General features: G+C 46.6%; 25 protein-coding genes, 1 rRNA gene and 1 riboswitch. Of the genes, 2 read left to right on the forward strand and 24 right to left on the reverse strand.

All coding sequences use genetic code 11. From position 1 onward, the window contains the following. Positions 1–8 precede the first annotated feature (8 nt). The 10 genes from purR to HP552_RS05845 all read right to left on the reverse strand — a co-directional run bounded on the left by purR (position 9) and on the right by HP552_RS05845 (position 9,636). Positions 9–836 (reverse strand): pur operon repressor, encoded by an 828-nt coding sequence (gene purR / locus HP552_RS05800; protein WP_095293352.1) that lies wholly within the window; start codon positions 834–836, stop codon positions 9–11. Positions 837–934: 98 nt separating this feature from the next. Next, positions 935–1,789 (reverse strand): 4-(cytidine 5'-diphospho)-2-C-methyl-D-erythritol kinase, encoded by an 855-nt coding sequence (ispE, locus tag HP552_RS05805; protein ID WP_175394646.1) that lies wholly within the window; start codon positions 1,787–1,789, stop codon positions 935–937. A 147-nt stretch (positions 1,790–1,936) separates the two neighbouring features. Continuing rightward, positions 1,937–2,113: a small, acid-soluble spore protein, alpha/beta type gene (locus HP552_RS05810; RefSeq protein ID WP_175394626.1), complete on the reverse strand. Its 177-nt coding sequence runs from the start codon at positions 2,111–2,113 to the stop codon at positions 1,937–1,939. Positions 2,114–2,343: 230 nt separating this feature from the next. Further along, complete coding sequence (gene veg / locus HP552_RS05815; protein WP_175394627.1) at positions 2,344–2,619, reverse strand: biofilm formation stimulator Veg; 276 nt, start codon at positions 2,617–2,619, stop codon at positions 2,344–2,346. 153 nt (positions 2,620–2,772) lie between these two features. Next, entirely contained in the window at positions 2,773–3,669 is an 897-nt protein-coding gene (yabG, locus tag HP552_RS05820) for a sporulation peptidase YabG (protein ID WP_175394628.1), read from the reverse strand. A gap of 62 nt (positions 3,670–3,731) precedes the next feature. After that, complete coding sequence (gene rsmA, locus HP552_RS05825) at positions 3,732–4,634, reverse strand: 16S rRNA (adenine(1518)-N(6)/adenine(1519)-N(6))-dimethyltransferase RsmA (RefSeq protein ID WP_376768942.1); 903 nt, start codon at positions 4,632–4,634, stop codon at positions 3,732–3,734. A 4-nt stretch (positions 4,635–4,638) separates the two neighbouring features. Beyond that, positions 4,639–5,184: a ribonuclease M5 gene (gene rnmV / locus HP552_RS05830; RefSeq protein ID WP_175394629.1), complete on the reverse strand. Its 546-nt coding sequence runs from the start codon at positions 5,182–5,184 to the stop codon at positions 4,639–4,641. A gap of 152 nt (positions 5,185–5,336) precedes the next feature. After that, entirely contained in the window at positions 5,337–6,521 is a 1,185-nt protein-coding gene (locus tag HP552_RS05835; protein ID WP_175394630.1) for a resuscitation-promoting factor, read from the reverse strand. Between the two features lie 273 nt (positions 6,522–6,794). Next, positions 6,795–7,048, reverse strand: a riboswitch (cyclic di-AMP (ydaO/yuaA leader). Between the two features lie 241 nt (positions 7,049–7,289). Beyond that, positions 7,290–8,060 (reverse strand): TatD family hydrolase, encoded by a 771-nt coding sequence (locus tag HP552_RS05840; protein ID WP_175394631.1) that lies wholly within the window; start codon positions 8,058–8,060, stop codon positions 7,290–7,292. A 298-nt stretch (positions 8,061–8,358) separates the two neighbouring features. Further along, positions 8,359–9,636, reverse strand: a complete 1,278-nt coding sequence (locus HP552_RS05845) for an HD domain-containing protein (RefSeq protein ID WP_175394632.1) — start codon at positions 9,634–9,636, stop codon at positions 8,359–8,361. A gap of 318 nt (positions 9,637–9,954) precedes the next feature. Between HP552_RS05845 and HP552_RS05850 the strand changes: the two genes are divergently transcribed. Beyond that, the gene (locus tag HP552_RS05850; protein WP_024633700.1) at positions 9,955–10,209 is read left to right on the forward strand and encodes an AbrB/MazE/SpoVT family DNA-binding domain-containing protein; all 255 of its coding nucleotides are present in this window, start codon (positions 9,955–9,957) and stop codon (positions 10,207–10,209) included. Between the two features lie 278 nt (positions 10,210–10,487). Here HP552_RS05850 and rsmI read toward each other — a convergent pair whose 3' ends face one another. From rsmI to HP552_RS05910, 12 genes are all read right to left on the reverse strand, one after another. After that, on the reverse strand, positions 10,488–11,369 hold the full coding sequence (rsmI, locus tag HP552_RS05855) for a 16S rRNA (cytidine(1402)-2'-O)-methyltransferase (protein WP_175394633.1): 882 nt from the start codon (positions 11,367–11,369) through the stop codon (positions 10,488–10,490). Next, positions 11,370–12,158 carry a tRNA1(Val) (adenine(37)-N6)-methyltransferase gene (locus HP552_RS05860; protein WP_175394634.1) on the reverse strand — a complete coding sequence of 263 codons (789 nt, stop codon included), beginning with the start codon at positions 12,156–12,158 and terminating at the stop codon, positions 11,370–11,372. Between the two features lie 99 nt (positions 12,159–12,257). Then, positions 12,258–12,626, reverse strand: a complete 369-nt coding sequence (gene yabA / locus HP552_RS05865) for a DNA replication initiation control protein YabA (RefSeq protein ID WP_175394635.1) — start codon at positions 12,624–12,626, stop codon at positions 12,258–12,260. Positions 12,627–12,654: 28 nt separating this feature from the next. Then, entirely contained in the window at positions 12,655–13,455 is an 801-nt protein-coding gene (locus HP552_RS05870) for a PSP1 domain-containing protein (protein WP_175394636.1), read from the reverse strand. A 108-nt stretch (positions 13,456–13,563) separates the two neighbouring features. Next, positions 13,564–14,535 carry a DNA polymerase III subunit delta' gene (holB, locus tag HP552_RS05875; RefSeq protein WP_175394637.1) on the reverse strand — a complete coding sequence of 324 codons (972 nt, stop codon included), beginning with the start codon at positions 14,533–14,535 and terminating at the stop codon, positions 13,564–13,566. A 9-nt stretch (positions 14,536–14,544) separates the two neighbouring features. Then, a complete protein-coding gene (locus HP552_RS05880) occupies positions 14,545–14,988 on the reverse strand; it encodes a YaaR family protein (protein ID WP_175394638.1) in 444 nt (147 codons plus the stop codon). 289 nt (positions 14,989–15,277) lie between these two features. Then, on the reverse strand, positions 15,278–15,607 hold the full coding sequence (gene darA, locus HP552_RS05885; protein WP_017691391.1) for a cyclic di-AMP receptor DarA: 330 nt from the start codon (positions 15,605–15,607) through the stop codon (positions 15,278–15,280). Between the two features lie 59 nt (positions 15,608–15,666). Further along, complete coding sequence (gene tmk, locus HP552_RS05890; protein WP_175394639.1) at positions 15,667–16,314, reverse strand: dTMP kinase; 648 nt, start codon at positions 16,312–16,314, stop codon at positions 15,667–15,669. Positions 16,315–16,540: 226 nt separating this feature from the next. Next, positions 16,541–17,233: an LrgB family protein gene (locus HP552_RS05895; protein WP_175394640.1), complete on the reverse strand. Its 693-nt coding sequence runs from the start codon at positions 17,231–17,233 to the stop codon at positions 16,541–16,543. Further along, positions 17,203–17,631 (reverse strand): CidA/LrgA family protein, encoded by a 429-nt coding sequence (locus HP552_RS05900; RefSeq protein ID WP_175394641.1) that lies wholly within the window; start codon positions 17,629–17,631, stop codon positions 17,203–17,205. Before HP552_RS05900 ends, HP552_RS05895 begins: the two co-directional genes overlap by 31 nt. Positions 17,632–17,727: 96 nt before the next feature. Further along, positions 17,728–19,392 carry an aminotransferase class I/II-fold pyridoxal phosphate-dependent enzyme gene (locus HP552_RS05905; protein WP_175394642.1) on the reverse strand — a complete coding sequence of 555 codons (1,665 nt, stop codon included), beginning with the start codon at positions 19,390–19,392 and terminating at the stop codon, positions 17,728–17,730. Positions 19,393–19,687: 295 nt separating this feature from the next. Beyond that, positions 19,688–19,873: a sigma factor G inhibitor Gin gene (locus HP552_RS05910; protein ID WP_095293335.1), complete on the reverse strand. Its 186-nt coding sequence runs from the start codon at positions 19,871–19,873 to the stop codon at positions 19,688–19,690. Between the two features lie 468 nt (positions 19,874–20,341). On the opposite strand from HP552_RS05910, the gene HP552_RS34855 reads away from it, so the two are divergent. Further along, a complete protein-coding gene (locus HP552_RS34855; RefSeq protein ID WP_246310772.1) occupies positions 20,342–20,866 on the forward strand; it encodes a hypothetical protein in 525 nt (174 codons plus the stop codon). Positions 20,867–21,499: 633 nt separating this feature from the next. Here HP552_RS34855 and HP552_RS05920 read toward each other — a convergent pair. Next, positions 21,500–21,901: a hypothetical protein gene (locus tag HP552_RS05920; protein WP_175394649.1), complete on the reverse strand. Its 402-nt coding sequence runs from the start codon at positions 21,899–21,901 to the stop codon at positions 21,500–21,502. Positions 21,902–22,140: 239 nt separating this feature from the next. Continuing rightward, a 5S ribosomal RNA gene (gene rrf / locus HP552_RS05925) occupies positions 22,141–22,237 on the reverse strand; the annotation flags it as partial.

Here is a 22,237-nt window from a genome sequence, read left to right on the forward strand (position 1 = left end):
TCAACTTTCTACAAGTCAAAATAGTTGCCAGGCTTCACCGAAATGTGTCTGCTCTTTGCATCCACCGCTGTCAGCTGGGCGAGGGATACGTAATCGGTCAGCAAGCGCTCTTCCGAATCAACCGAACCGGATTCCACCAATACCCCTACGCCAGCTACCGTTGCATTAAACTCGGCCAGCAAATCGATCATGCCCTGTACCGTTCCTCCGGCTTTCATGAAATCATCCACGATCAGCACCCGGGAATGTTCACGCATTGCTCTGCGGGACAGGGACATCGTGTGCAGACTTTTATGGGACCCGGACACATAATTGATACTTACGGCTGATCCTTCCGTAGCCTGATGGTCCCTGCGAACGAGCACAACAGGCAGGTTAAGTTGGGCTCCGGTCGCATATGCGAGGGGGATCCCCTTCGTTTCTACTGTCATGACTACATCGATATCCATGTTGCCAAAAGCAGTCGCAAATATTTTGCCTGCCTCATTCATCAATGCAGGCTGTCCAAGCAAGTCAGACATGTAGAGATATCCGCCAGGCAGAATACGGTCGGGCTGTTCCAGCTGGTTGCTGAGTCGTTCAGCAAAAGCCAGAGCATGCTCTCTGGATACCTTCGGAATCCATTTAACTCCCCCCGCAGCCCCTGCCAGTGTTTGCAGTTCTCCCGACCCACCTTCTTCGAACACTTCCTTGATAATCGCCAAATCTTCACTGATTGACGACTTCGCGGCACCATAACGTTCGGCAAAAGTGGTCAGCGGAATAACCGTATGCGGTCTTGACAATAAATACTGCGTCATTTCAACCAGCCTAGCGCTTCGTTTTAATTTCTTCACAGAGATCCATCCTCACGATCACGGAAAACATCCAAATCCGAATAATTATTTAAAAATATACCACCTTTATACGTGTTTGTACATTATAAAAGCGAATTCTAAGTCAACATGCGTACTGCATACACTTCTTTGCAGAAGCCACGCAGCCCATTATAGATCCGTGCCATCTTGGATTCCTTGGAGACCAGTCCGAAAACGGTTGGACCGCTACCCGACATAAGTACTCCATCTGCACCCAGTTTAACCATGGCATCTTTCAAATGCTGCACTTCCGGGTACAGCTTAAGCGTAACATCCTCAAGCACATTGCCCATCTGTCCACATACGTCTGCAAATGATTGGTTGCGTATGGCCTGCTCCATTTTGGCAGCGCTCGGATGCCGAACGATCTTATCACTGCGGAACCGTCCGTACACGTCTGCTGTCGACACATTGATCGGAGGCTTGGCCAGAATCACCCAGCATTGTGGTGGATTAGGCATCGGTGTCAGCTTCTCTCCACGACCTGTAGCGAGTGCTGTTCCACCCGTTATACAGAAGGGTACATCCGACCCAAGTTCCGCTCCAAGCTCCTGCAGCTCATGATCCGGGATATTCAGACGCCAGAGCCGGTTCAATCCACGCAGCGTAGCTGCGGCATCACTGCTGCCTCCCGCCAGTCCGGCAGCAACCGGAATCTTTTTGTCCAGATGAATATGCACCCCTGTACGCACATTGTAACGCTCTTTAATCAATCTGGCCGCCTGAAATGCCAAGTTCTTCTCATCAAGTGGAATATACCCAGCCTGACTGGAGATAAATATGGTATCTCGAGGCAGTTCCGACATTTCAAGTCGGTCAGCCAGATCGACCATGGTCATGATCATCTCGACCTCATGGAAGCCATCGCTTCTTTTATGTAAAACGTCCAGCATCAAATTAATTTTAGCAGGCGCTTTTTCGTAAATTTTCAAGGCGTTCACCCGTCCTCACCTTTTCCCTAAGACAACTTAACATATTATATCAAAATGGGACTGTCAAGTCATTTCTATTCCGAATCCATGGGGAAAAAGCGAGGTCAACCCAGTGGAAGGCCCCGCTCTCCAAACCGTTAGAACGAATTACGATTTGCGTGCTGCCTGTTCAGCAAGCTGAATGGCCCGCTTCACCATATTGCCCGCATCCTTGGCTTTAATGCCACCCCAGCCTTCCTGCTGTACGGTATCATAAAAGCCCAGGTCTTTTGCCAGCTCATTCTTGAGTTCATCCGACATCACACTTCTTCTTCTGCGGCTCATGAAACCATCCTCCTTGAAGTAGCTGTTCTGATAAGTCCAATCAACCGGATCGATACTTGACGACGACAGACACACTTTTCCGATAAACTGTTTCAGCATATCGTTAGCGGCCTGTTCAAGTAGTATGCCGTTTCTGGTTAAACCTCATTCCTGAACAAGCCCACCTGGGCAGTTTTGTATAAAATAAAAAGGCGATCCGCCATAAGAGCGGACCGCCTGTAAAACGATGCTTACGTCTCCATATAGGAGTTAGGCGTCTGGCTGCCTGGATCAAATACCATGACTTCCACCGACTCCGTAAGTATATCTGCATAACTGTAAGATACTCGCTTGAAGGTTTCTTGCTCCTCATCAAGCTTGACGATAAAAACAGAAGGGTACGTTTCTTCCAATACACCCGTACGCTCAATAGTCTTACGGCGGCCACCATTAGCCCGCAACATAATTTTTTGACCTATATGAGCATCGAGATTGCGTTTGATATCCAACAGCGTATTTTTAGCCATTGTCGACGACCACCTCTTTTCTTGTCCATTATACCTGAATTTACAGTCACTGTCAAATCAAAACTAAATATTATATCAGCATGGAAAAGTTGCTGTCAATGAATTTTTTTGCAAACAAAAAAAGCCCCGCATTGGGACTTTCATTGGTCGGCATCAAACTGCCGATGGGTTCACTTTTAGCGTGGATAAATCATTCAAACCAGGCAAACCAACGCGGTAGCTACCGCGTGTTTCGACACCACCGACTCCCTGGCTGCCACTAATGGTGTTATGCAGAATATCATTCATGTTCACCGTTTCCCTTACTGAAGTAAAGGCTGCCTTGGCGGCCACATATACCGGATCAAGTGCATGAATCAAAATACGGCCGGGTGAGCTCGCAAAGTTCGCACCTGCCCGCAGAAGGGCTTCAAAATGGGACTGACATGCACCTGCAACAATCGTGAGTGCATCCAGATGACGTTCATATTGCCTCGCCACCTGAATTGCGGCTACAAAATTTTGCGAATTTTTATAACTCCCGAGACTGTATAAGTCATAAGGCTGACGGGTCTTCAGCACCCCATCATGGCCCGTAATGACTACAATGTCAGGCCGCACCTTGGGGAGAAGACGATATAGCGTATCAGCCATAGCCGACTCATGTACATATTGCCCCTCTGCCGGGACACGGAGCTGTTCATAGAGATTCATGCTCTTCTTCAGATAATTTGGGTCCCCATCCAAATGCAGTACCTTGCCTGGCATTTCAAAATAAGCCGGCTCCCGCTGTACAGACCAATCCTGAGCCAGACCTTCGCGATTGCGTTCTGCCTGCTCCATTCTGTTTTGCTGCAGCCTTGACAGTGTTTGATGCGCCTTTACATGCGCCTGCCTGGTCTTGGCACTCTGTGGTTCGTAAGGAACCTGTATCAAATCATCCACCGGGGCGTCGGCAAGCAGCCGGAATTCGGTCCCTTTAATGACCGCACTATCCAACTGGAGGCCTTCCACCCGAAAAGTCACATCTCCGCCGTATGACTTCCGAACGACCAAGTCTCCGATATTCATCAACATAATCACCTCTACCCCATCGTATGGGCAAGGACCCGGATTGGTTCATCCGAATTTATTTACAGGCCGGCACGGACGCCTGCTTCCCACATCACCGTGCTGAGGGTCGCATACTCCTGCAGACTGAGCGTTTCCCCGCGTCTGGATGGCTGTATGCCAGCCTGCTCCAGTAACTGGTCTGCCTGCTCCCGATTTTCCTTGGTGAAGAAGCGAGCTTTCAGGTTGTTCGAGATTGTTTTCCTCCGCTGGGCAAAAGAAGCTTGTACCACTTCAAAGAAATGCGATTCATCCGGCACTTCGACAGGTGGCTGTTCCCGCACCTTGAGCTTGATGACCGCAGATTCCACATTAGGCTGCGGAATGAATACCGTTGGCGGCACAACGCAGACCAACTCCGGCACACTATAATACTGGACTGCAATGCTCAGACTGCCATAGTCCTTCGAGCCAGGTGCTGCTGCCATACGTTCCGCCACTTCCTTCTGAATCATGACGACAATACTGTCTACCGGCAGTTTCTCTTCCAGCAGCTTCATCATAATTGGAGTTGTCACATAATAGGGCAGGTTAGCTACAACACTCACTTTGTCTACACTGGCAAAGTCCGTACGGAAGAGCTCTGCCAAGTCCAGCTTCAGCACATCTCCGTGCTGCACTCTGACGTTAGAATAAGGTTCCATCACTTCGCCAAGGATCGGCAGTAAGCGCTGATCAATTTCCACAGCTGTTACAGGGCCGGCCACCCGAGCCAGCCGCTCTGTAAGTGCTCCAATACCCGGACCGATTTCCAGTGCGCCCTTGGACTCGTCCAGATCGGCTGCATTCACAATTTTATTCAATATATTCTGATCAATCAGAAAGTTCTGACCCAGACTTTTTTTGAATGAGAATCCATGTCTTTGAATAATCTCTTTCGTCCGCTTGGGTGTTGCAATTTCCAAAGTCTCGTCCATGCCTTTCATACGCTCACAATCCTTCACGTTCAATTTGCGATAATGCTGCAGAGAACTCTTCCCGAGTAATCTGGAATACACTCAGCCGCTTGTAAAACTGTTTGCCGTTACAATAGCCTATGCCCAGCAGATTCCCCATTTCCATGCGCCTTGCGGCTGCCTGTGGGTGTACGATCAGTCCTGCTGCAATCAAGTCCTCCCAATCGATCAGGCTCGGTGCACCTTCATACGAGGTATGGACACGAGCCAGTGCATGACGAATTGCCTCAGGCGAGGCGTTCTCGACCCCAATGTCTCCTTTGCGGGTTGCATCAGCCTCCGGAATGAAAGCATGTTTGCAGCCAGGGACCTTATTCGCAATGATTTTGCGAATCCGCTCACCTGCATGATCCGGATCGGTAAGTACAATCACGCCTCGTCTCTCCTGTGCAAGTGCAATTCGCTTCAGGATACGCTGGTTGATGGCAGATCCGCCAGTCTCTATTGTATCAGCCTCAACGGCTCTTCGGATGGCTACGGTATCGTCGCGGCCTTCTACCACGATGACTTCTTTTATCATGTTCCATTTCTTCCTTTCTAACGCAAAAAGAAGAGGAATATCCTCTTCTCTGCCAAACGGCGGCGAGCCTCTTCAGACTCCGCCGCCGCATATTCCGCATGAATCATTCATGCAACTATTTTATAGCATTCCCCATTCAAAGTAAAACGATTTTAGTTCGCTTCCGGCTTCACCGGACCAATTACATATACCGTTTTGCCTTTCTTACGTCCGAAATTCAGGGCATGCTTCACACTGTCATAATACACATCGATTTTGTTGCCTTTAATGGCACCGCCTGTATCTTCCGCACGACGGAAGCCGAGGCCTTCGATATACACCCACCAGCCAATCGGAATCACCTTTGGATCGACCGCAATGGTCCGTCCTTCGGTCACCCGGGTACCGGAAGCTGTTTTTGTACCAATGCCAGGCTCCTCAGAGGAGTAAGCAGTCATCGATACATTTTTAAGTACTTTGGAATATTTAAAAGAAGTGCCTGAGACGGTAATCACTTTGCTGCCTGATGCAGCGGTTTTCTTCGAGTTCGTTGTTGCTGTTTTTTTGGTTGTGGAAGTTTGTGCCGAAACCGTCTGAATCTCCGGCTCTTTCACAACAGGTTTGGCTTTGGTTCCGACAGCGATCACTTTATCGACACGATTGGTCGAGACCGACTTGCCCACCATCTTTTTGGAGACCAATTCTCCATCCTGAAACACCTTTTCGATATGCTGTACAAGTGTACCTTCTTTACCATTTACGATGACACGATTATCGCCTGTGTACAAGCTGGGGTCAGCCGTTTTGATCACTTTGTAGGCAATCGGCTGTTCCACATCCACTGTACGCTTTGTTACACGCACTACACGAATTTTCATATCTGCTTTGATTGGTGTTGTGAGCGAAGGATAGACTTTATCCTCACTGGCAACTTCAATTCCCGATTTCTGAATTGCATCTTCTACCGATGAATCGGTTGTATACAGAGTCTTGGTGTCTCCGTCTGCCGTAATGTTGACTGGAACGGCCCGCTCAATAACAATGCGGTCTCCATCTGCGATTGCTCCGTTCAAAGGCATCGATACCTCATCATGGGGGCTGACTGTGATTGACTGCTCCTCCAGCATTTCTTGAAGCATTCCTGTACGAGTCTCTACCGCTTGAGCTTTGCCATCAATAACCAGTGAAATTTGTTTTCCGGCTTGACCGTAAACGACTAACAAGATCATGATTGTAAGTGCGATTGAGAAAATAGCGATCAGTGCCATTTGACGCAAGTTCTCATGCTTCCACCGCAACGCGTAAGACTTACTGGATGATCGTGACTCATGGGTCTCTTCTGGTTGGAATGTGCCCACTTCTCCGTCCTCCTTCATAGCCTCGCCGTCTAAAGTAATGCATGATGTCTTTGACGCGACTATACCAAATTTTCTACAGAACACAGGTCGATATCTCAATGACCGGTTCTGCACCATGAACCGCTCTTCGCAACATGATGTCATCACCTGAATACTTACCGTATGACGACCCTATTTCTTTTATTCAAAAAACAAAAAAGCCAAAGAAAGAGTGTAAGAGGAACTCTTTCGTGGCTTCCGAATGGTTTTGAATATCGGAAATTCATGCACGAGGTTGCCTCTCTTTTTCCGCTTGCGAGGTTAGCTGTCGGGTTCGGGCGAAAGAGAGCCGCCCTATCTCCGGTCACCCGCTCATGGCGGACGCCCTTGAATTCACCCCGAGACCCAAAGAAGAAATCAAATAGCGCTTCGCAAATGCATTCACTGCTTTTGGGTCAGCGAACGATGCGCATCAGCTGCTTTCGCTGATGTTTAAGCCCTATTGGTTCCCCCGCTCTCCGTTAACGGAGACTCAGCGAGATCGGTTCATGAAAGTATTGTTGTGTCATCGGAAAGTGTCCCTTTGTTCATCCCCCGAACATCTGTCCAATTTTCCGCACAACAATTCACTGAAAAGATGATATCCTGTTTCGATGCATGTTGTAAAGCGTTGTTCAAGTACGTTTTTCTAAATATTTGGTTAAAATATTGTAATATTCTTCATTTATTTGGATCAAAAAGCAAATTCGCTCCGTCTACCTCTCTTTTTCACCGGTTTTGCTTCGTTTTTTAACGAATCCCAAATCGTTCCATGGCATTTTTGGTTGTTATTGCAGCAATTTCCTCTACCGAAATGCCTTTAATTTCCGCAGCTGCTTCTGCAACCAGACGTACATGCGCTGTTTCATTTCGTTTTCCACGATAAGGGTGTGGTGTTAGATATGGGGAGTCTGTTTCGATGAAAAAACGGTCCATTGGCACCTTCGCCAGTACCTCTTTGGGCTGTTTCGCATTTTTGAACGTAATCGGCCCGCCAAAGGATAGGTGGAACCCCAGATCCAGACATAGTTTTGCTGTTTCCCAGCTTCCTGAGAAAGAGTGCATCACACCTCCGACTTCCCCGGCTTTCTCTTCGCGCAAAATTTTCACAATGTCCTCATGTGCATCCCGGTTATGAATGACAATCGGCATATTAAGCTCACGAGCTAGTCCGATCTGTTGTCTTAATACACGATGCTGTACATCCTTTGGTGAAGTGTCCCAATAATAATCCAGGCCAATCTCACCAATGGCAACTACTTTCTCATGTTTGCACAGAGACGCAATCCACTCGAGGTCACCGTCCTGCATCGTAATGGCATCCTGTGGATGCCAGCCTACAGCAGCATATATAAAATCATATGTTTCAGCAAGTTTCATCGTAGAAGGAATGGTCTCCCGATTGAAACCGACATTGATCATGCGGCCAACCCCGGCATCCACTGCACGTTGTATCATCTCCTCGCGGTCCTCGTCGAATTGCGGTGCATCCAGGTGTGTATGTGTGTCGAATAACATCATGTTTATTTCTCCCTTCCTGTCGAATAACTGTTTATTGTTCCAAACAAATATTTAAAATCCGCAAATGTTGTTCATCTCATTTGATTTTCTGGAAGTACCATATATGGACTACAAAAGCATAACTTTCTACTATATATAGGAGACTTCATAAGTCCAACATTTCAAAAAAAGTGTACATTACAAAATTATGTCGATCTACATATACTCTCCATTAAAGCAGATTACTGTATCATGAGAACATCTCTAATTAGAAACTCTTTCTCTCATAGCTAAATTGTAAAAAATTTGCACCTCATGATCATGAGAAATAGGGACGTATATGAGACGGCAGCTCGTGAATGATCGCATCCACCTTATTTTGTGGATAGTACAGATGATGCTTTCCACGATGTATTCCGCTGATTGAACGAACAATGTCTGACACCTCGGACAATTCATGTAACTTGTCCTGTCGATCAAGCAGCAAAATCTGTTTGTCTGTTGATTCATCTGGACGAAAAACATCATACGGAAGATCCGTCGGAAAATCAATTTCCAGATCATATTCAGGATTCAGACCTGCTTTGGCAAAGGCAGTCCGAATTTCTTCAATCGTCTCCACATCGATCTGTTCAACCTCTACATACTTATACAACCTGCGATCCATAAAACGTTCGCACAACTCACTCAGAACAGGGTCGTTTTCTTTGCGCCACTGCATGAATGCTGTCTGTACTAGTGCTTCATCCAATTGCAAATATTCATCAACTGAGAGTGTACCCTCAAAAAGCTGCGGCAATGGCTCAAGCATAAAGCGGAAATTGAAACCCTGCTTCACCAGCTCTTTGGTCCGCTTAAAAATTTGTCGTAAGATGATCTCGGAACTTCGGGTTACCGGATGGAAGTAGATCTGCCAATACATCTGATAGCGCGACATCAGATAATCTTCCACCGCATGCATTCCCGATTCCTTGACCACAATTCTTCCGTGATATGGACGAAGCATCCGCAGGATGCGGTCAAGGTCGATGGTTCCATAGTTCACACCTGTAAAATAAGCATCCCGCAGTAAATAGTCCATCCGATCTGCATCAAGTGGACTAGTGACCAGATTTACGACAATGGGCTGCTCATATGTTTTTTGAATAACAGAGGCTACCTTCTCTGGGAAATCGGGAGCATACCTTCTCAGGATCGCCCCAACCTCGGTATCACCCAGAATAATCCGGCAGGTCCAGTCTTCATGATTCATGTCGAAGGCTTCTTCGATGGAATGAGAGAACGGTCCATGGCCTAGATCATGCAACAAGGCTGCACAGAGGGCGACTGCTTTCTCCTCCTTAGGCCAATCGGAATAGTGACTTCTTTCAAATTGGGAGATGATCTTCCGTGTAATTTCATAAACACCAAGCGAGTGTGAGAATCGGCTGTGTTCTGCACCGTGAAAAGTCAGGTATGAAGTGCCCAACTGGCGAATCCGCCGCAATCGCTGAAACTCTGGTGTATTGATCAACTGCCATATAATCGGATCTTGCACATGAATATAATTATGTACCGGATCTTTAAACACTTTTTCTTCCGTTAATCGCTGTTCCATGTCGCTTCGCTCCCTTATATTTAATCTCTATTTGTCGCTTCCAGCCTTATTCCGCCCGATAATTCGACATAGAATGACGAATTTTGTCGAATAAAGCACTTTTAACGTTTTCCAAATCGACAAACCTGCCATTGATGTTTAAATGTGAAAAATCGCTCCCAATCCCTTACCACCCGTAATCTTATCAAAAACAGCCTTAATTTTAAGCTAATTTTAAGGTTGACTGTTTTGGGAATCGTTGGTATGATGAGTATCATAAAACATAAAATAATGTCGAATAATGACAATGATAGTTAGCTGAGAGGAGCACTGATTATAATGATGAAATCAACAGGTATTGTTAGAAAAGTAGATGAACTGGGACGGGTAGTTATTCCAATCGAATTGCGCCGTACACTGGGTATCGGTGAAAAGGATGCTCTGGAAATCTATGTTGACGGTGAGCGCATCATGTTGAAAAAATACGAGCCAGCTTGTATCTTCTGTGGCAACGCTGAGAACGTGACATACTTCAAAGGTAAAATTGTTTGTAACGAATGTATTTCCGAAATCCCTGCACCTGTGACAAAATAAAAAAAATCAGGTATAATGGACTTATTCAATTGTTAATTCTAACCTTTTTATATTCCTTACTTGCCTTCCCGGTGTGAACCCCACCGTTGGAAGGTCTTTTTTTTTATTACCCTATCCGACTCATCATGGAGCAGTTCACCTTAAATCGGAAAGCGGTGAAAAATTCAAAAAATATTTTGCACCGCCCTATGACATTTAATATTTCATTAAGCTTTCCAATAAGGTACTTTTCAGGTTATGTTCCCCTATTCAAGAGTTGTTTGGTGTAATCATAAGGATCAGATCAACGCATTATATACATCACGCTTTGTTAATCCACGGTCTGTCGCGGTTTTCTTCATTGCATCTTTACGGTTGAGCCCTTCATTCTCATAATGACTTACATGCTCCTCCAAGGACATTAATTGCCACCAAGCTTCACGTTCTGCCTTCCGCTCCTCCTCTTTGATGCCTTCCACAAGCAGACAGTACTCACCTAGTGGTGGATGTTCCTCAAGCCAGTCCATACATTCCCGTACACTGCCTCGTGCAAACTCCTCATGTCGCTTCGTCAGCTCTCGGGCCAGTACAACGGAACGATCGCCAAGAATCTCTTCCAGATACGCTAACGTTTTGCGAATGCGATGTGGAGACTCATAAAACAACAATGTACCATTGGATTCGTCAAAAGCCTCCAGCACTTTTCGCATATCCTTTTTCTCGCGCGGCAAAAAGCCGCCGAACGTGAAGCGTTCCGTCGGTAGTCCGGATACGATCAAGGCAGACAATGCTGCATTGGCACCAGGGATTGGAATGACCGTAATTCCGGCTTCTATAGCTAGTTGTACCAGATCAGAACCCGGGTCGGAAATGGCCGGCAAACCAGCATCGCTGACCAGCGCCAGATTTTTTCCTTCTATTATATAGCGTATCAGTTCAGGACCACTTGCCCCCTTATTATGCTCATGATAACTAAATAACATGGGAGGTGTAATCTCATAATGGGTCAGCAGCTTTCGGGTTTGCCTTGTATCCTCTGCAGCAATTATGTCGCAGTTCTGTAATGTCTTAATTGCTCGAAATGTCATATCATCCAGATTTCCAATCGGTGTCCCAACCAAATATAACTTCCCCATGCCATCATGTGCTTCAGCATAGCTTTTTTGAATATGCAGTGTCATTTACTCTCCCCCTTTCGACATTGGTGGCGTATGTTGTGAGCCGTAATAAATATCCATAATCTCATCGCAATAGGTTCCCTCTTCATTGTAGACAATGAGTGGTGGAAGCATTCGTACTTCTGGTTTACCATCCTTCAAGGCTTCGATTAACACCATATTGGCTTCGAGGTGAGCACGTGGGTGCACCATTCGAATCCGCTTCGGCTCAAGCTTGTACTCTCTCATCAGAGAGATAATCTCACCCAAACGCTGTGGACGGTGAACCATGGATACTTTACCTCCATTACGTACCAGACGATTGCAGGCTTGAATGACTTCCTCCAATGTACAGCCTAACTCGTGACGGGCCATGGCTTGGTGTGTATTCATCTTGAGGTCACTTCCGTTCAGCGGCATATAAGGTGGATTCACTGTTATTGCATCGTACACAGCATGTCCTGTTTCTTTCACCAGTTCCCGCAGATCACCCTCATGAATGGTAATGGATTGATCCAGAGCATTCAGCTGTACACTTCTCCTTGCCATATCCGCCAGTCGGGGCTGGATCTCGATTCCTTCCAGTTTCGCCTGGGTACGCGTTGTCAGCAGAATGGGAACGACTCCATTCCCTGTACATAAATCGAGCACACGACCACGTTTCGGGACAGAAGCAAATCGAGCGAGCAATACCGCGTCCATGGAAAAACTGAATACTTCATCACTTTGGATAATTTTCAAATCATGAGAGAGCAGATCATCAATCCGTTCTGACTCATGTAAAACGACTTCACTAGCTTCATTAGCTGTCATATGGTACGTTCATCCTCCGGTACTCTATATCTCATCTTAGCTTTAGTTTAGGTTTGAAACCTTGAAAAAAAACCGTAGGGGCTCTTCCCTACGGTCACTTCATTTATTCAAAAAAGACAGGCAGAACAGGCAATCGCCTTCCGTCCGCAAATGTCCGTAATAGACATTGCAGATATGGAATCCTTCGTGATACAGCCGGGCCAGATTATCATATCCTTCACCTACCACATCTTCACCTGTCGCCGGACCTGCTGGTCTAGCGGCTGGAGCCAGTGCAGATGGGACAGGCAGATCTGCCGGAGCTTCACGCTTGAGCAGTTTGCGTAGCTGCTCATTTTCAATCGTAAGCCGCTGATTATCTTCAAGCAGCTCCTTCACAATCATTTTTAACTCTCCTAAATCACTGTGCAACTGACCCAATTGGGTTTCCATTTCGTGAATGTGCGTAAACAGATTTTTCTTTTCCAAGTTTCCACCCCGAAGCAACCTTTATGGTTTACTTGATAACGACGTCATCCAGCGGAAGTTCTTTGACTTTACTGATGTCGAACAGTTGAACATGGACTGTGCGATTACCGGCATTGATGCCGACAACTTTCCCTTCACCCAAAGAGGTGACGACCAACTTGCCTACAGCCGGCAGTTCTTCTCTCACACTTTCATAGTTATCATGCTCAAATTTCAGACAGCACATGAGTCTTCCGCACAACCCTGAAATTTTCGTCGGATTCAGTGACAGGCTCTGATCTTTAGCCATCTTGATTGATACCGGCTCAAAGTCTCCCAGCCAGGAAGAACAACATAACACACGGCCGCAAGGTCCGATCCCTCCAAGCATCTTGGCTTCATCCCGTACACCAATCTGCCGCAGCTCGATCCGTGTCCGGAAAATGCTTGCCAGATCCTTGACCAGCTCCCGGAAATCGACTCTTCCTTCAGCTGTAAAATAAAAAATGATCTTGTTGCGATCAAACGTAAATTCCACATCGACCAGCTTCATCTTGAGGCCATGGTCTTTGATTTTATTTAAACAAGTACCGAAAGCTTCTTTGGCTGCACGCTTGTTCTCATCCACCACACGGGCATCTGTATCTCCAGCAACCCGAATGACTTTTTTGAGCGGCAGCACCACATCGGACTCGCTTACTTCTTTCTTGCCAACAACTACCTTACCGTACTCTACCCCCCGCGCTGTCTCCACGATAACGCAGTTTTCTTTCTCAATGGGAAGGTCCAGGGGATCGAAGTAATAAATTTTGCCCGCTTTTTTGAAACGGACACCCACTACACTGTACAAAAAATTAACCCCCTTGTAAGCCAATCCCACTTCGTCTGAAGCCCTGTCTTCTTAGGGAACCCGCCGAAGTTATAACCGTTTGCATATGAATGGTGTCCTCTCCCAGCCTTATGCCAAACCGATCAAAAATTGCTCCAGACAAAGCTGGCCATTGACGTTGAAACGCAATTTTTTCCTGCATGCTGCGGCCAAATCCATATAGGAGACCCACTGCTCCGTGCTGCGGGTATGTGCCAATTGAGACAGCATGTCCAACTGATCTATAAAAACGATATGTTCATGCCTACCGTGCTGGACATACAGCATATCCCTAAACCATAAATGGAATAGACTAAGCATAATATCCAGATGTTCTGAGAGTCCGGTTTTAAAAAGCTTCTGCTGTGCAGAGATCAATGATGTGCTCCCTCTACCCAGGGACTCCTTCCCTAATTGTAACATTACGTTTCTAATTTCTGCAAACCAATTCTGCTGGAGAATTTCTCTACATGATTCCAATCCTGACGCCAAATGAACCGCCGAACGTGCCAGATTGGCAGGGTGTCCCTCCGCAATCAAAGCTTGCAGCATTTCTTCCGGGTTCAGCGCACTGAAAGGAACAAGCTGTGATCGTGAACGAATGGTCGGAAGCATTGCCTGTCCATTATCGGTAATCAAAATGCCCACCGCGGGCACCTGCGGTTCTTCCAAAAACTTCAGCAGGCTGTTAGCCGCCTGTACGGTCATTTTTTCAGCCTGTTCTATGATATAAACTTTGGGATGTCCAGCCTCTGAGCGATATGAAAAGATACGCTGCAGATCCCGAATCTGATCGATTTTAATGTTGTTTCCATCTGGGGCAAGCATCGTTAAATCAGGATGATTGCCATGCTCCACTTTACGGCACTCAAGACACTGTCCGCAGGCATCATCTTCAAGCTCAGTGCAGAATATGGCCTTGGCAAATGTGACGGCTGTCTTCAGCTGCCCGCTGCCGGATGGCCCGCTAAACAAATACGCATGGCTTATCGCCTGGCGTCTCAAACTACTCTGCAACATCTGCTTCGCCGCCTGCTGACCCATAATTTGTTGAAAGGACATACTTCCTCCTCAGAAGCTTAAATTAATAAGCATTCCCCGAATTTCCCCTACTTGTTGTAATAACGTGATTTTGCCCTCTTCCGTTTCCAGCAGTTCGTCTGCCATGGACAAAAGAGCTGAGTCGATTTCGTCTATTAACTTGTACCTTTTGCCTCTGCCCCGTCGGTCCCATCCTCTTGTCTCTTTCATGGATACACCGCGACGAACGGTTTCCTCCAGAAACCTTTTGACAAGCTGCTTGTATGCTTTCAGCTCACGAATCGTCATGGAACGTGCCAAGCGATCGCCCTGCATCTGGATTTCACTTAACCGGCGGTTAAGCTCCGCTTGTGAGGCCCGTTCGCCCTGGTGATTCATCATGTCAGAAAAACTTTTGGATTGGACCGGTTTGGAACTGGAATCAGTAGAATTGATTCCACTCTGCACCGGTCTGAATCCAGGATTGATTTTCATGGATATGCCCGCTTTCTATCATAGTAGGCCATCGACCATCAGCACAGTGCGCGCTGCGCCTGTGCGTGGAAGATGCCTTGTATAAGCTGTACGAAGCTCTATATATAATGGTAGAAAAACATCCCACCACTGACTTGCTTGATAGTCAACTTCCGCCCGAAAGGAACATCCACTGAAGGGACTGCTTCATTTCGGACGGAAAGCGCCGTTTCCTGATATCAAGAAGGACGCATATAAGCCACCAAGGACGATAGAAAATCATTTCACATCATTCACGCAAAATGATTCATTAAAAGTGTTCAAAGCGATCTACTGGCAGAACAAACACGGTAGCTCCGCCGACTTGAACTTCAACAGGCAGCGGCAGGTAAGAGTCGGTCGTTCCACTCATTGGTGTGACCGGAGTCACGAGCTGTTCACGAACCTTACAGCTGCTGCGAATGACGTTCATTACAGACTCGACTTGACCATCATCGACACCGATCATAAACGTCGTGTTGCCTGCCTTCAAAAATCCACCGGTACTGGCCAATTTCGTTGCCCGGAAATTTGCTTTGACCAATGCACTGGATAATCGGTTGCTGTCTTTATCCTGTATAATCGCAACAATCAGTTTCATCCTGCATAACCTCCTTTAGAATAAGCACTTAAGAAATGCCCTGTCTATATATTAGACAATTACTCGCCAAAATCCTTCAAAATCCCTGTCTCCAGCGACAAAATCAATGCTGCTGCGACTTCATCCGGCCGCTTGGAAGCATCAATGACCTGAATTCGTTCCGGAAACTGTTCCTTCAACAGGAAATACCCTTCCCGAACCTTACGGTGAAATTCAAGGCTTTCCAGGTCCAGACGGTTTACCTCACGTCCATCATGGGCATCAATACGTGCAAGACCTGCTTCCGGCTCGATGTCCAGATACAGTGTAACATCAGGCATAAGCTCACCTATGGCAAACCGATTAATGGCCCACACATTCTCAATCCCGAGTCCACGTGCATAACCTTGATAAGCCAGGCTGCTGTCAACAAAGCGGTCACAGATGACCGTCTTTCCCTCCTTCAGCGCAGGCTCCACCTTCTCCGCCAGGTGCTGGCTGCGTGCAGCTGCATAGAGCAGTGCTTCGGTACGAGCATCCATTGCCGTATGAAGAGGGTCAAGAATGATGGCACGTATTTTCTCTGCGATCTCAATTCCGCCAGGCTCACGGGTAACTACGTAAGGTATACCCTGTTCCTCAAAGTAAGAACCCAATTGGCTGATCATCGTCGTTTTGCCGGATCCCTCTCCCCCTTCCAGCGTAATGAATTTACCTCTGCCCTGCATATGCTTCCCTGCTTTCTATGTCGATAATTGCATCTTCCATGCTGCGAAAATTATATGACTTTGATCTTTCTACTCCAGATTATGAAATTACATGCCCAGAGGTGTATGTTCATGATCATGGGTAAAGTAGTTTAGCCTGTTGTACAAGCTTCTTACTATAATACTATACATGATCAGGCGTTAGCGGTCAGCTATTCCACCAATATTTTCAATAGAGGGAGCCAGATCAACCGTAGATGATCACGACCCATAACGGGAGGAACAATGATCCGGCTATGGCACTGACAATCATGGATACAGAGCTCAATGCTACAGCATTCTCGCCATATTCGAAGGATCTGGCCATGCCAAGTGCATGAGAGGCCGAGCCAAGTCCAATCCCATACGCATTATTGCTGTTTACTCTGGCCCATTTCAAAATCATCGGCCCAAGTAATATCCCCGAAAAGCCGGCAATCATCACAAACAAGGATGTAAAGGAAGCATTTCCTCCTGCCTGATCTGCCAACTGGATGGCAACAGGGGTAGTGACTGACTTCGGCAATAAAGCAATCACGATTTCTTTGGGATAACCAAGCAGCAGAGCTGCTGATGCTCCGGTAAACATGCCTGCAATACTGCCTCCAAGCGTGCCACCCAGGATAGGAATGACATTCCGCTTCAACACATCCATATGCTTGGATAAGGGAAAGGCTAATGAAACGACTGCAGGGCCCAGAAGATCCTGTATCCACTTTCCGCCGAGCATGTAGGTCTCCAGCTTGATTCCCGCTAACAGCAGGATTACCACAATGACTGCTGTTGACGTTAATACAGGCATAAGAATAGGCCATTTCACTTGTTTGTATAAGTGAGTCGCTGGAATATATAAGACCAGTGTTAGAGCAATCATTCCCATTCCGATGATGAATGTTGACATGGGTTCGCCTCCTTCTTGCCTTGATGCGATGATTTCCACGCCATAAGCCACTCACTGATTTTTGCAGACAACAGGCAGGTTACTAATGTACTGAGGGTCAGCCCCAGCACTAGCAGAATTGTATTAGCAGTAAAGAAATCAAAATGATTAATGATGCCTACCGTAGGCGGGATAAACAATAATTGCAGATGGGACTGGAGCCAGGATGAACCTTCATCTCCCCAGCTAATCCTGATCCACCCCAGTTGAATGACGATGAATAAAAGCAGCATACCAACAATGCTTCCTGTTAATGGTAGATGCAGTATAGATTGCACCCAGGTTCCTATCCAATAAAAGCCATACATCAGCATGACTTGCAGGATTATTCCTGTATATTTTTTTAACGGAATATCCAACGTTAATTCCCTTCTTTCTTATGTCCAGAAGCACATGCTGTCTTCAATAGTATAAATGAATACCGCTATCTCATTTCAGGTCAAAATTAGCCTGAGTTAGTTGTTAATGATCTTCAAAGACCGAAGAGTAGCATCGGCTGCACCATGAAATTTTGCTCCTTCATCTCTCAGAAGCTGGATACGTTCTATCACGGCTTCGCTTATTTTCTCTCCGGCATAAATAAGAGGAATTCCTGGAGGATACGGAATAATCATCTCAGCAGATCGATAACCTGCACAGTCTTCAAGGGCAACTTCTGTCGTGTCTTTATCCAGAACAGGCTGCAGTGAGAATGGAATCGGCTCCGAAAAGGTAACAAGTGCGCCATGTTGAAAATTGTTCCACGTGGAAATATAGTGCACCCCATTCGTTGTAGCCTGCCCCAATGGCTCAGTCTGTAATTGACTCTGTTCATTAGCTCGGCATATATGTTCTAGAGCCTGTAACAGGTGCTCGGCGTCTTGCATCGTCGAGCCAAGACTGAAGAGCAGGACGACGTATCGTTCGTCGCTCATCTCGGGCACGCAGCCATGTGCTTCCAGCTGTTGCTGCAGCCCATAACCGCTCAGTACCCCTGCCCCGTCATATATGACGACTTTGAAAGGGTCCTGAGCGGTGTAGCCCGCGCCAGATGGCATTGCTGGCGCGGGCAGGGTTGATGGCCGCCCCGATGCGTCGGCGGCCCCGTTATCGCCAGCAGACGGCTTTGCCTCGGCTGGCGGCTCCTGCTGCAGCGCCTGTGCAGGCTGCAGCAGCTGAAAGCGCGGCAGCTCTGCAAGGCCGCGCTTGAAGGCATCCACGGCGGCAAGCCCAGCCGTGAAGGTGTCCGCGCCCTGCACATGCAGCAGACGGCGCGCAAGATCAAGCGAAGCCATCACTGGGTATGATGGGCTTGAGCTCTGCACCATGGCCAGGCGCTGACGCAGCAGGGACCGATTCAATCGTGGTCCCTGGACGTGCAGCATGGCTCCCATGGTGAAGGCAGACAGCATCTTATGGGTCGACTGCACCACACCGTCAGCTCCGCAGGACAGTGCTGAGGCAGGCAGCTCCGGATGCTGCCCATAATGCGCGCCATGCGCTTCATCCACGAGCAGTGGCATGCCAGCAGCGTGGCATATCTCGGCTACGGGCGTCAGATCAGCGCCCATGCCGTAATAGTTCGGCAAAGTGACAAGTACCCCCTTTGCCTCAGGATATGCCTGGACAGCAGCCTCCACCGTCTCCACCGACGGCATAACGGCAAGTCCACTCACGGGATCAACCCATGGCTCCAGAAATACAGCTCTTGCGCCAGCCAACATCAGCCCATGGATGACAGACTTATGTACATTGCGCTGTACCAGTACAATACTATTGGGCTCATCACAGACCGTAAGCAGCAAAGCCAAATTACCTGCCGTACTTCCCCCCACAAGAAAAAAGCTCTCTTCAGCCCCAAAACAATCCGCCGCGAGCTGTTGAGCTTCCAGAATAACCCCCTCGGGATGGTGCAGATCATCTGTACCCGAAATCTCCGTTACATCCATCTGCATCATTTCCAGGAATGCCGTTGTTGGAACGACTTCAGACATCCCAGACGGCCCCCTATTTGCTTTTTCGATCAAATCTCTATAGACTTGTCCATTCTTATGTCCAGGGACATGAAAGGAACGATTCCCCGACTCCTGGTAAGTGAGCAATGCCTCGTACAAAGGAGCCTGATATGATTTACTTTTCATAGAATAACCTTCCTGTTACTCGTTAAATTTGGGTACAAGTTACTTCTTAATCTTCCTATAATAAGGGACCACTACTGAGCCCGCCTTCTCTTGTTCCGACAATCAAGTAAAAGTCCTGCTTAGACTCTTCTTCGCTTTTTTCTTCTCTCCGTCATTCTTTATTATATCAGCCTTTTTGCTGAATCCACTGCTCTTCTCTCCTCTCTGTCCTTCATTTCTCCGTACAAAACAGAAAAAGGCCCCACACGGGCCTCTAGATACACCTACATCAATGGATGTCTTGGTTAGTTTGTCATTATGCGTTTTTTTGCACCCAAATTTGTTTCATTTGGTGTATAAAATAATTGTATTTGGCATCCTGTGCATCGGTATGAACCATCTCTGCTTCGCAAGCATCGCATATAAATTCAGATACAATAAAAATGCCTTCTCTTTTTTTCTGTTCGCAGATAATGCATGTGTGTTCGGTGTGTTCTTCCATCAACCATCCCACCTTGTTTTACGTTTACTATCAGTATTGCACAGTTTCTATTATTTTAAACCTTTTCATAGTGCTTTCTTTCTATAAAACATATATATTCGTTCACCGTGCATTGGGTGTCTGTACCGATTCGAAAGTTCAACAAATCGCCTATCGCTCGTACTTTTCTGAATTCAGCCTGGTTTCCATTACGATATCCTGCCTCCTGTATGCCACACCTTCACCCCTACTGAAAACTTATATTCTATAATCTTAAAAAAACTTTGATTTTCAGCCGATATATAATACATCAGAACCTGACAGCCAAGGAGCCCAAAGGTATACTTGTATAAGTTTCTTCTCCATGCTTGTACAATAACCTTATAGCGCTTCCAGGGTTCATATCGTATATGGATCATTAACAAAATAAACATGTAAAAGGTATACGTCCAACAAGAACGTGATCCCAGAAGGAGGATTTGTAATCGTATGACCGCCGAACCGGAGAATAAAGCTACATTTTATCAGTACCGGCTTCTGAAAAAAAAGGCTATTGCCCGCAGCGTTATCTACAGCTACCTGTGCTTGCCTATCATTATGCTTTTCTTTAACTTACTGGCATTCTCCTGGACTGGCCTCTTCTTTTTCCTGCTGGCAGGGCCGATCACCCTTTGGATTCATTATGTCATTGCCAGAACCATATTGCTTCTGGTCCGCACCTCTTATGCAAAACGCTGGCGCTGGAACTTCCATATGCCTTGGTTAGGATACATACCGGATCAGCATTTCAGCTATCGTATGTTTGTCAGGGTACATTTGAATATGAGCTGGATTGGATTATGCATCATTACCGTTTGTCTGATATGGTCGCCCCTGTCCTTCACGCTTTCACTGATCTTCTGGCATCTGTGGCTGCTCTTCCCCCGTCTGTATGTTGTCATGTTCCTCTCACGTGAACGCAAAGACGGATTAATCAAATTAAATGAACAAGACGTTTCGTACTATCTTCAATAAAAGCCTTAACCTCATGTGTCAAAAATAACAATATGTAAATATGCAATACATACACCATATAACTCTACTTCGTCTTTAAGTGTATTTCCTGGCTTTCGTATAACCATAAACTACCTACATGCATCCAATTGATAAAGGTTATCCACTGTGGATAACCTTTATTTGTTCTATACTCTCTTCCCTTTATCCACAGCATGGGTACGAAGGTTATCCCCACTTTTTCATACCATGTCTTCTCCCATTAATTTATTGATAGGACATTTATTCGGACAAAAACTTAGCTTTAGAGGCTCAGCATACTGCAGATCTTCACTTCTCACTCCTATCACAGTGCATTTCTCCTGGATTCATTGAACGCATTTGACCAACAAATGAAGTACCTACACCCTCAGAGAAGCAGCCTAATACGCCTTCACTATCTCACCGAAGCATCTACATGCTATCAGAGCATCTCCGCAGCAAACCTCTACATTCCCCGTTTCTCCGCTCGTTCTCACTTCAGGAGTCAGTCCGATCCATACCTCTGCATATACCCCATTTACATATCTGAGCTCAACATAAAAAAGTCCCCGCTTGAATACGGGAACTTGTATAGTCTGAACATTACAATGTTACAAATCAAACCTAAAAATCTTACTCATCGTCATCATCCAGGGATTTCACTGTTGTTGTCGCAGTATCATTTTTAGGTACCATAAGCGTAAAGAATCCATCATGTACAGCTAAATGTACAATATGTCCCTCTTTAGCAAACACATGAAGAGAGTTTGAGGTATTGGATGTACTCTTGGCTTGTTTCTCCGTCCAGCCCCAGCTTTTGATCTCGTCTAGATATACTTCGGGCAAGCTGGTGCTCTCACTAATACCAGACAATGTATATCGAACATAATCCATATCCGAGTTGTTTTCGGATTGGTCAGATTTATTCGCTACTTTCGGTACAGGGAAACTCTTCTCGTTTACCGCGCCTTCATATGAAGTCCATGAAGGTCCTGTATCACCGCATCCTGTAAGCACACCCAAGATGCAGATCATTAGAAATGAATACAGCCCAAGTCTCCGCCAACTTAACACACACACCCTCCTTTTCACAGCTGCACATTCCAGCTCTGTGGTCAGGTACTTTTAGCATATTTAACATAGTCCTATTATACTGATTTCCTACTTGCTTTCTGTAACAATACTGTTACCTTCTTTTGACGCTTGTATCCCCACTGCTTCTGTCCTATAAACAAATAAAAACCACCACCGAATTACATCGGCAGTGGTTCTTTGCTTGGCAACGTCCTACTCTCCCAGGACCCTTCGGTCCAAGTACCATCGGCGCTAGAGGGCTTAACGGTCGTGTTCGGGATGGGTACGTGTGGAACC

The sequence above is a fragment of the Paenibacillus xylanilyticus genome (assembly GCF_013359935.1).
GTDB classification, from domain to species: Bacteria; Bacillota; Bacilli; order Paenibacillales; family Paenibacillaceae; genus Paenibacillus; species Paenibacillus xylanilyticus.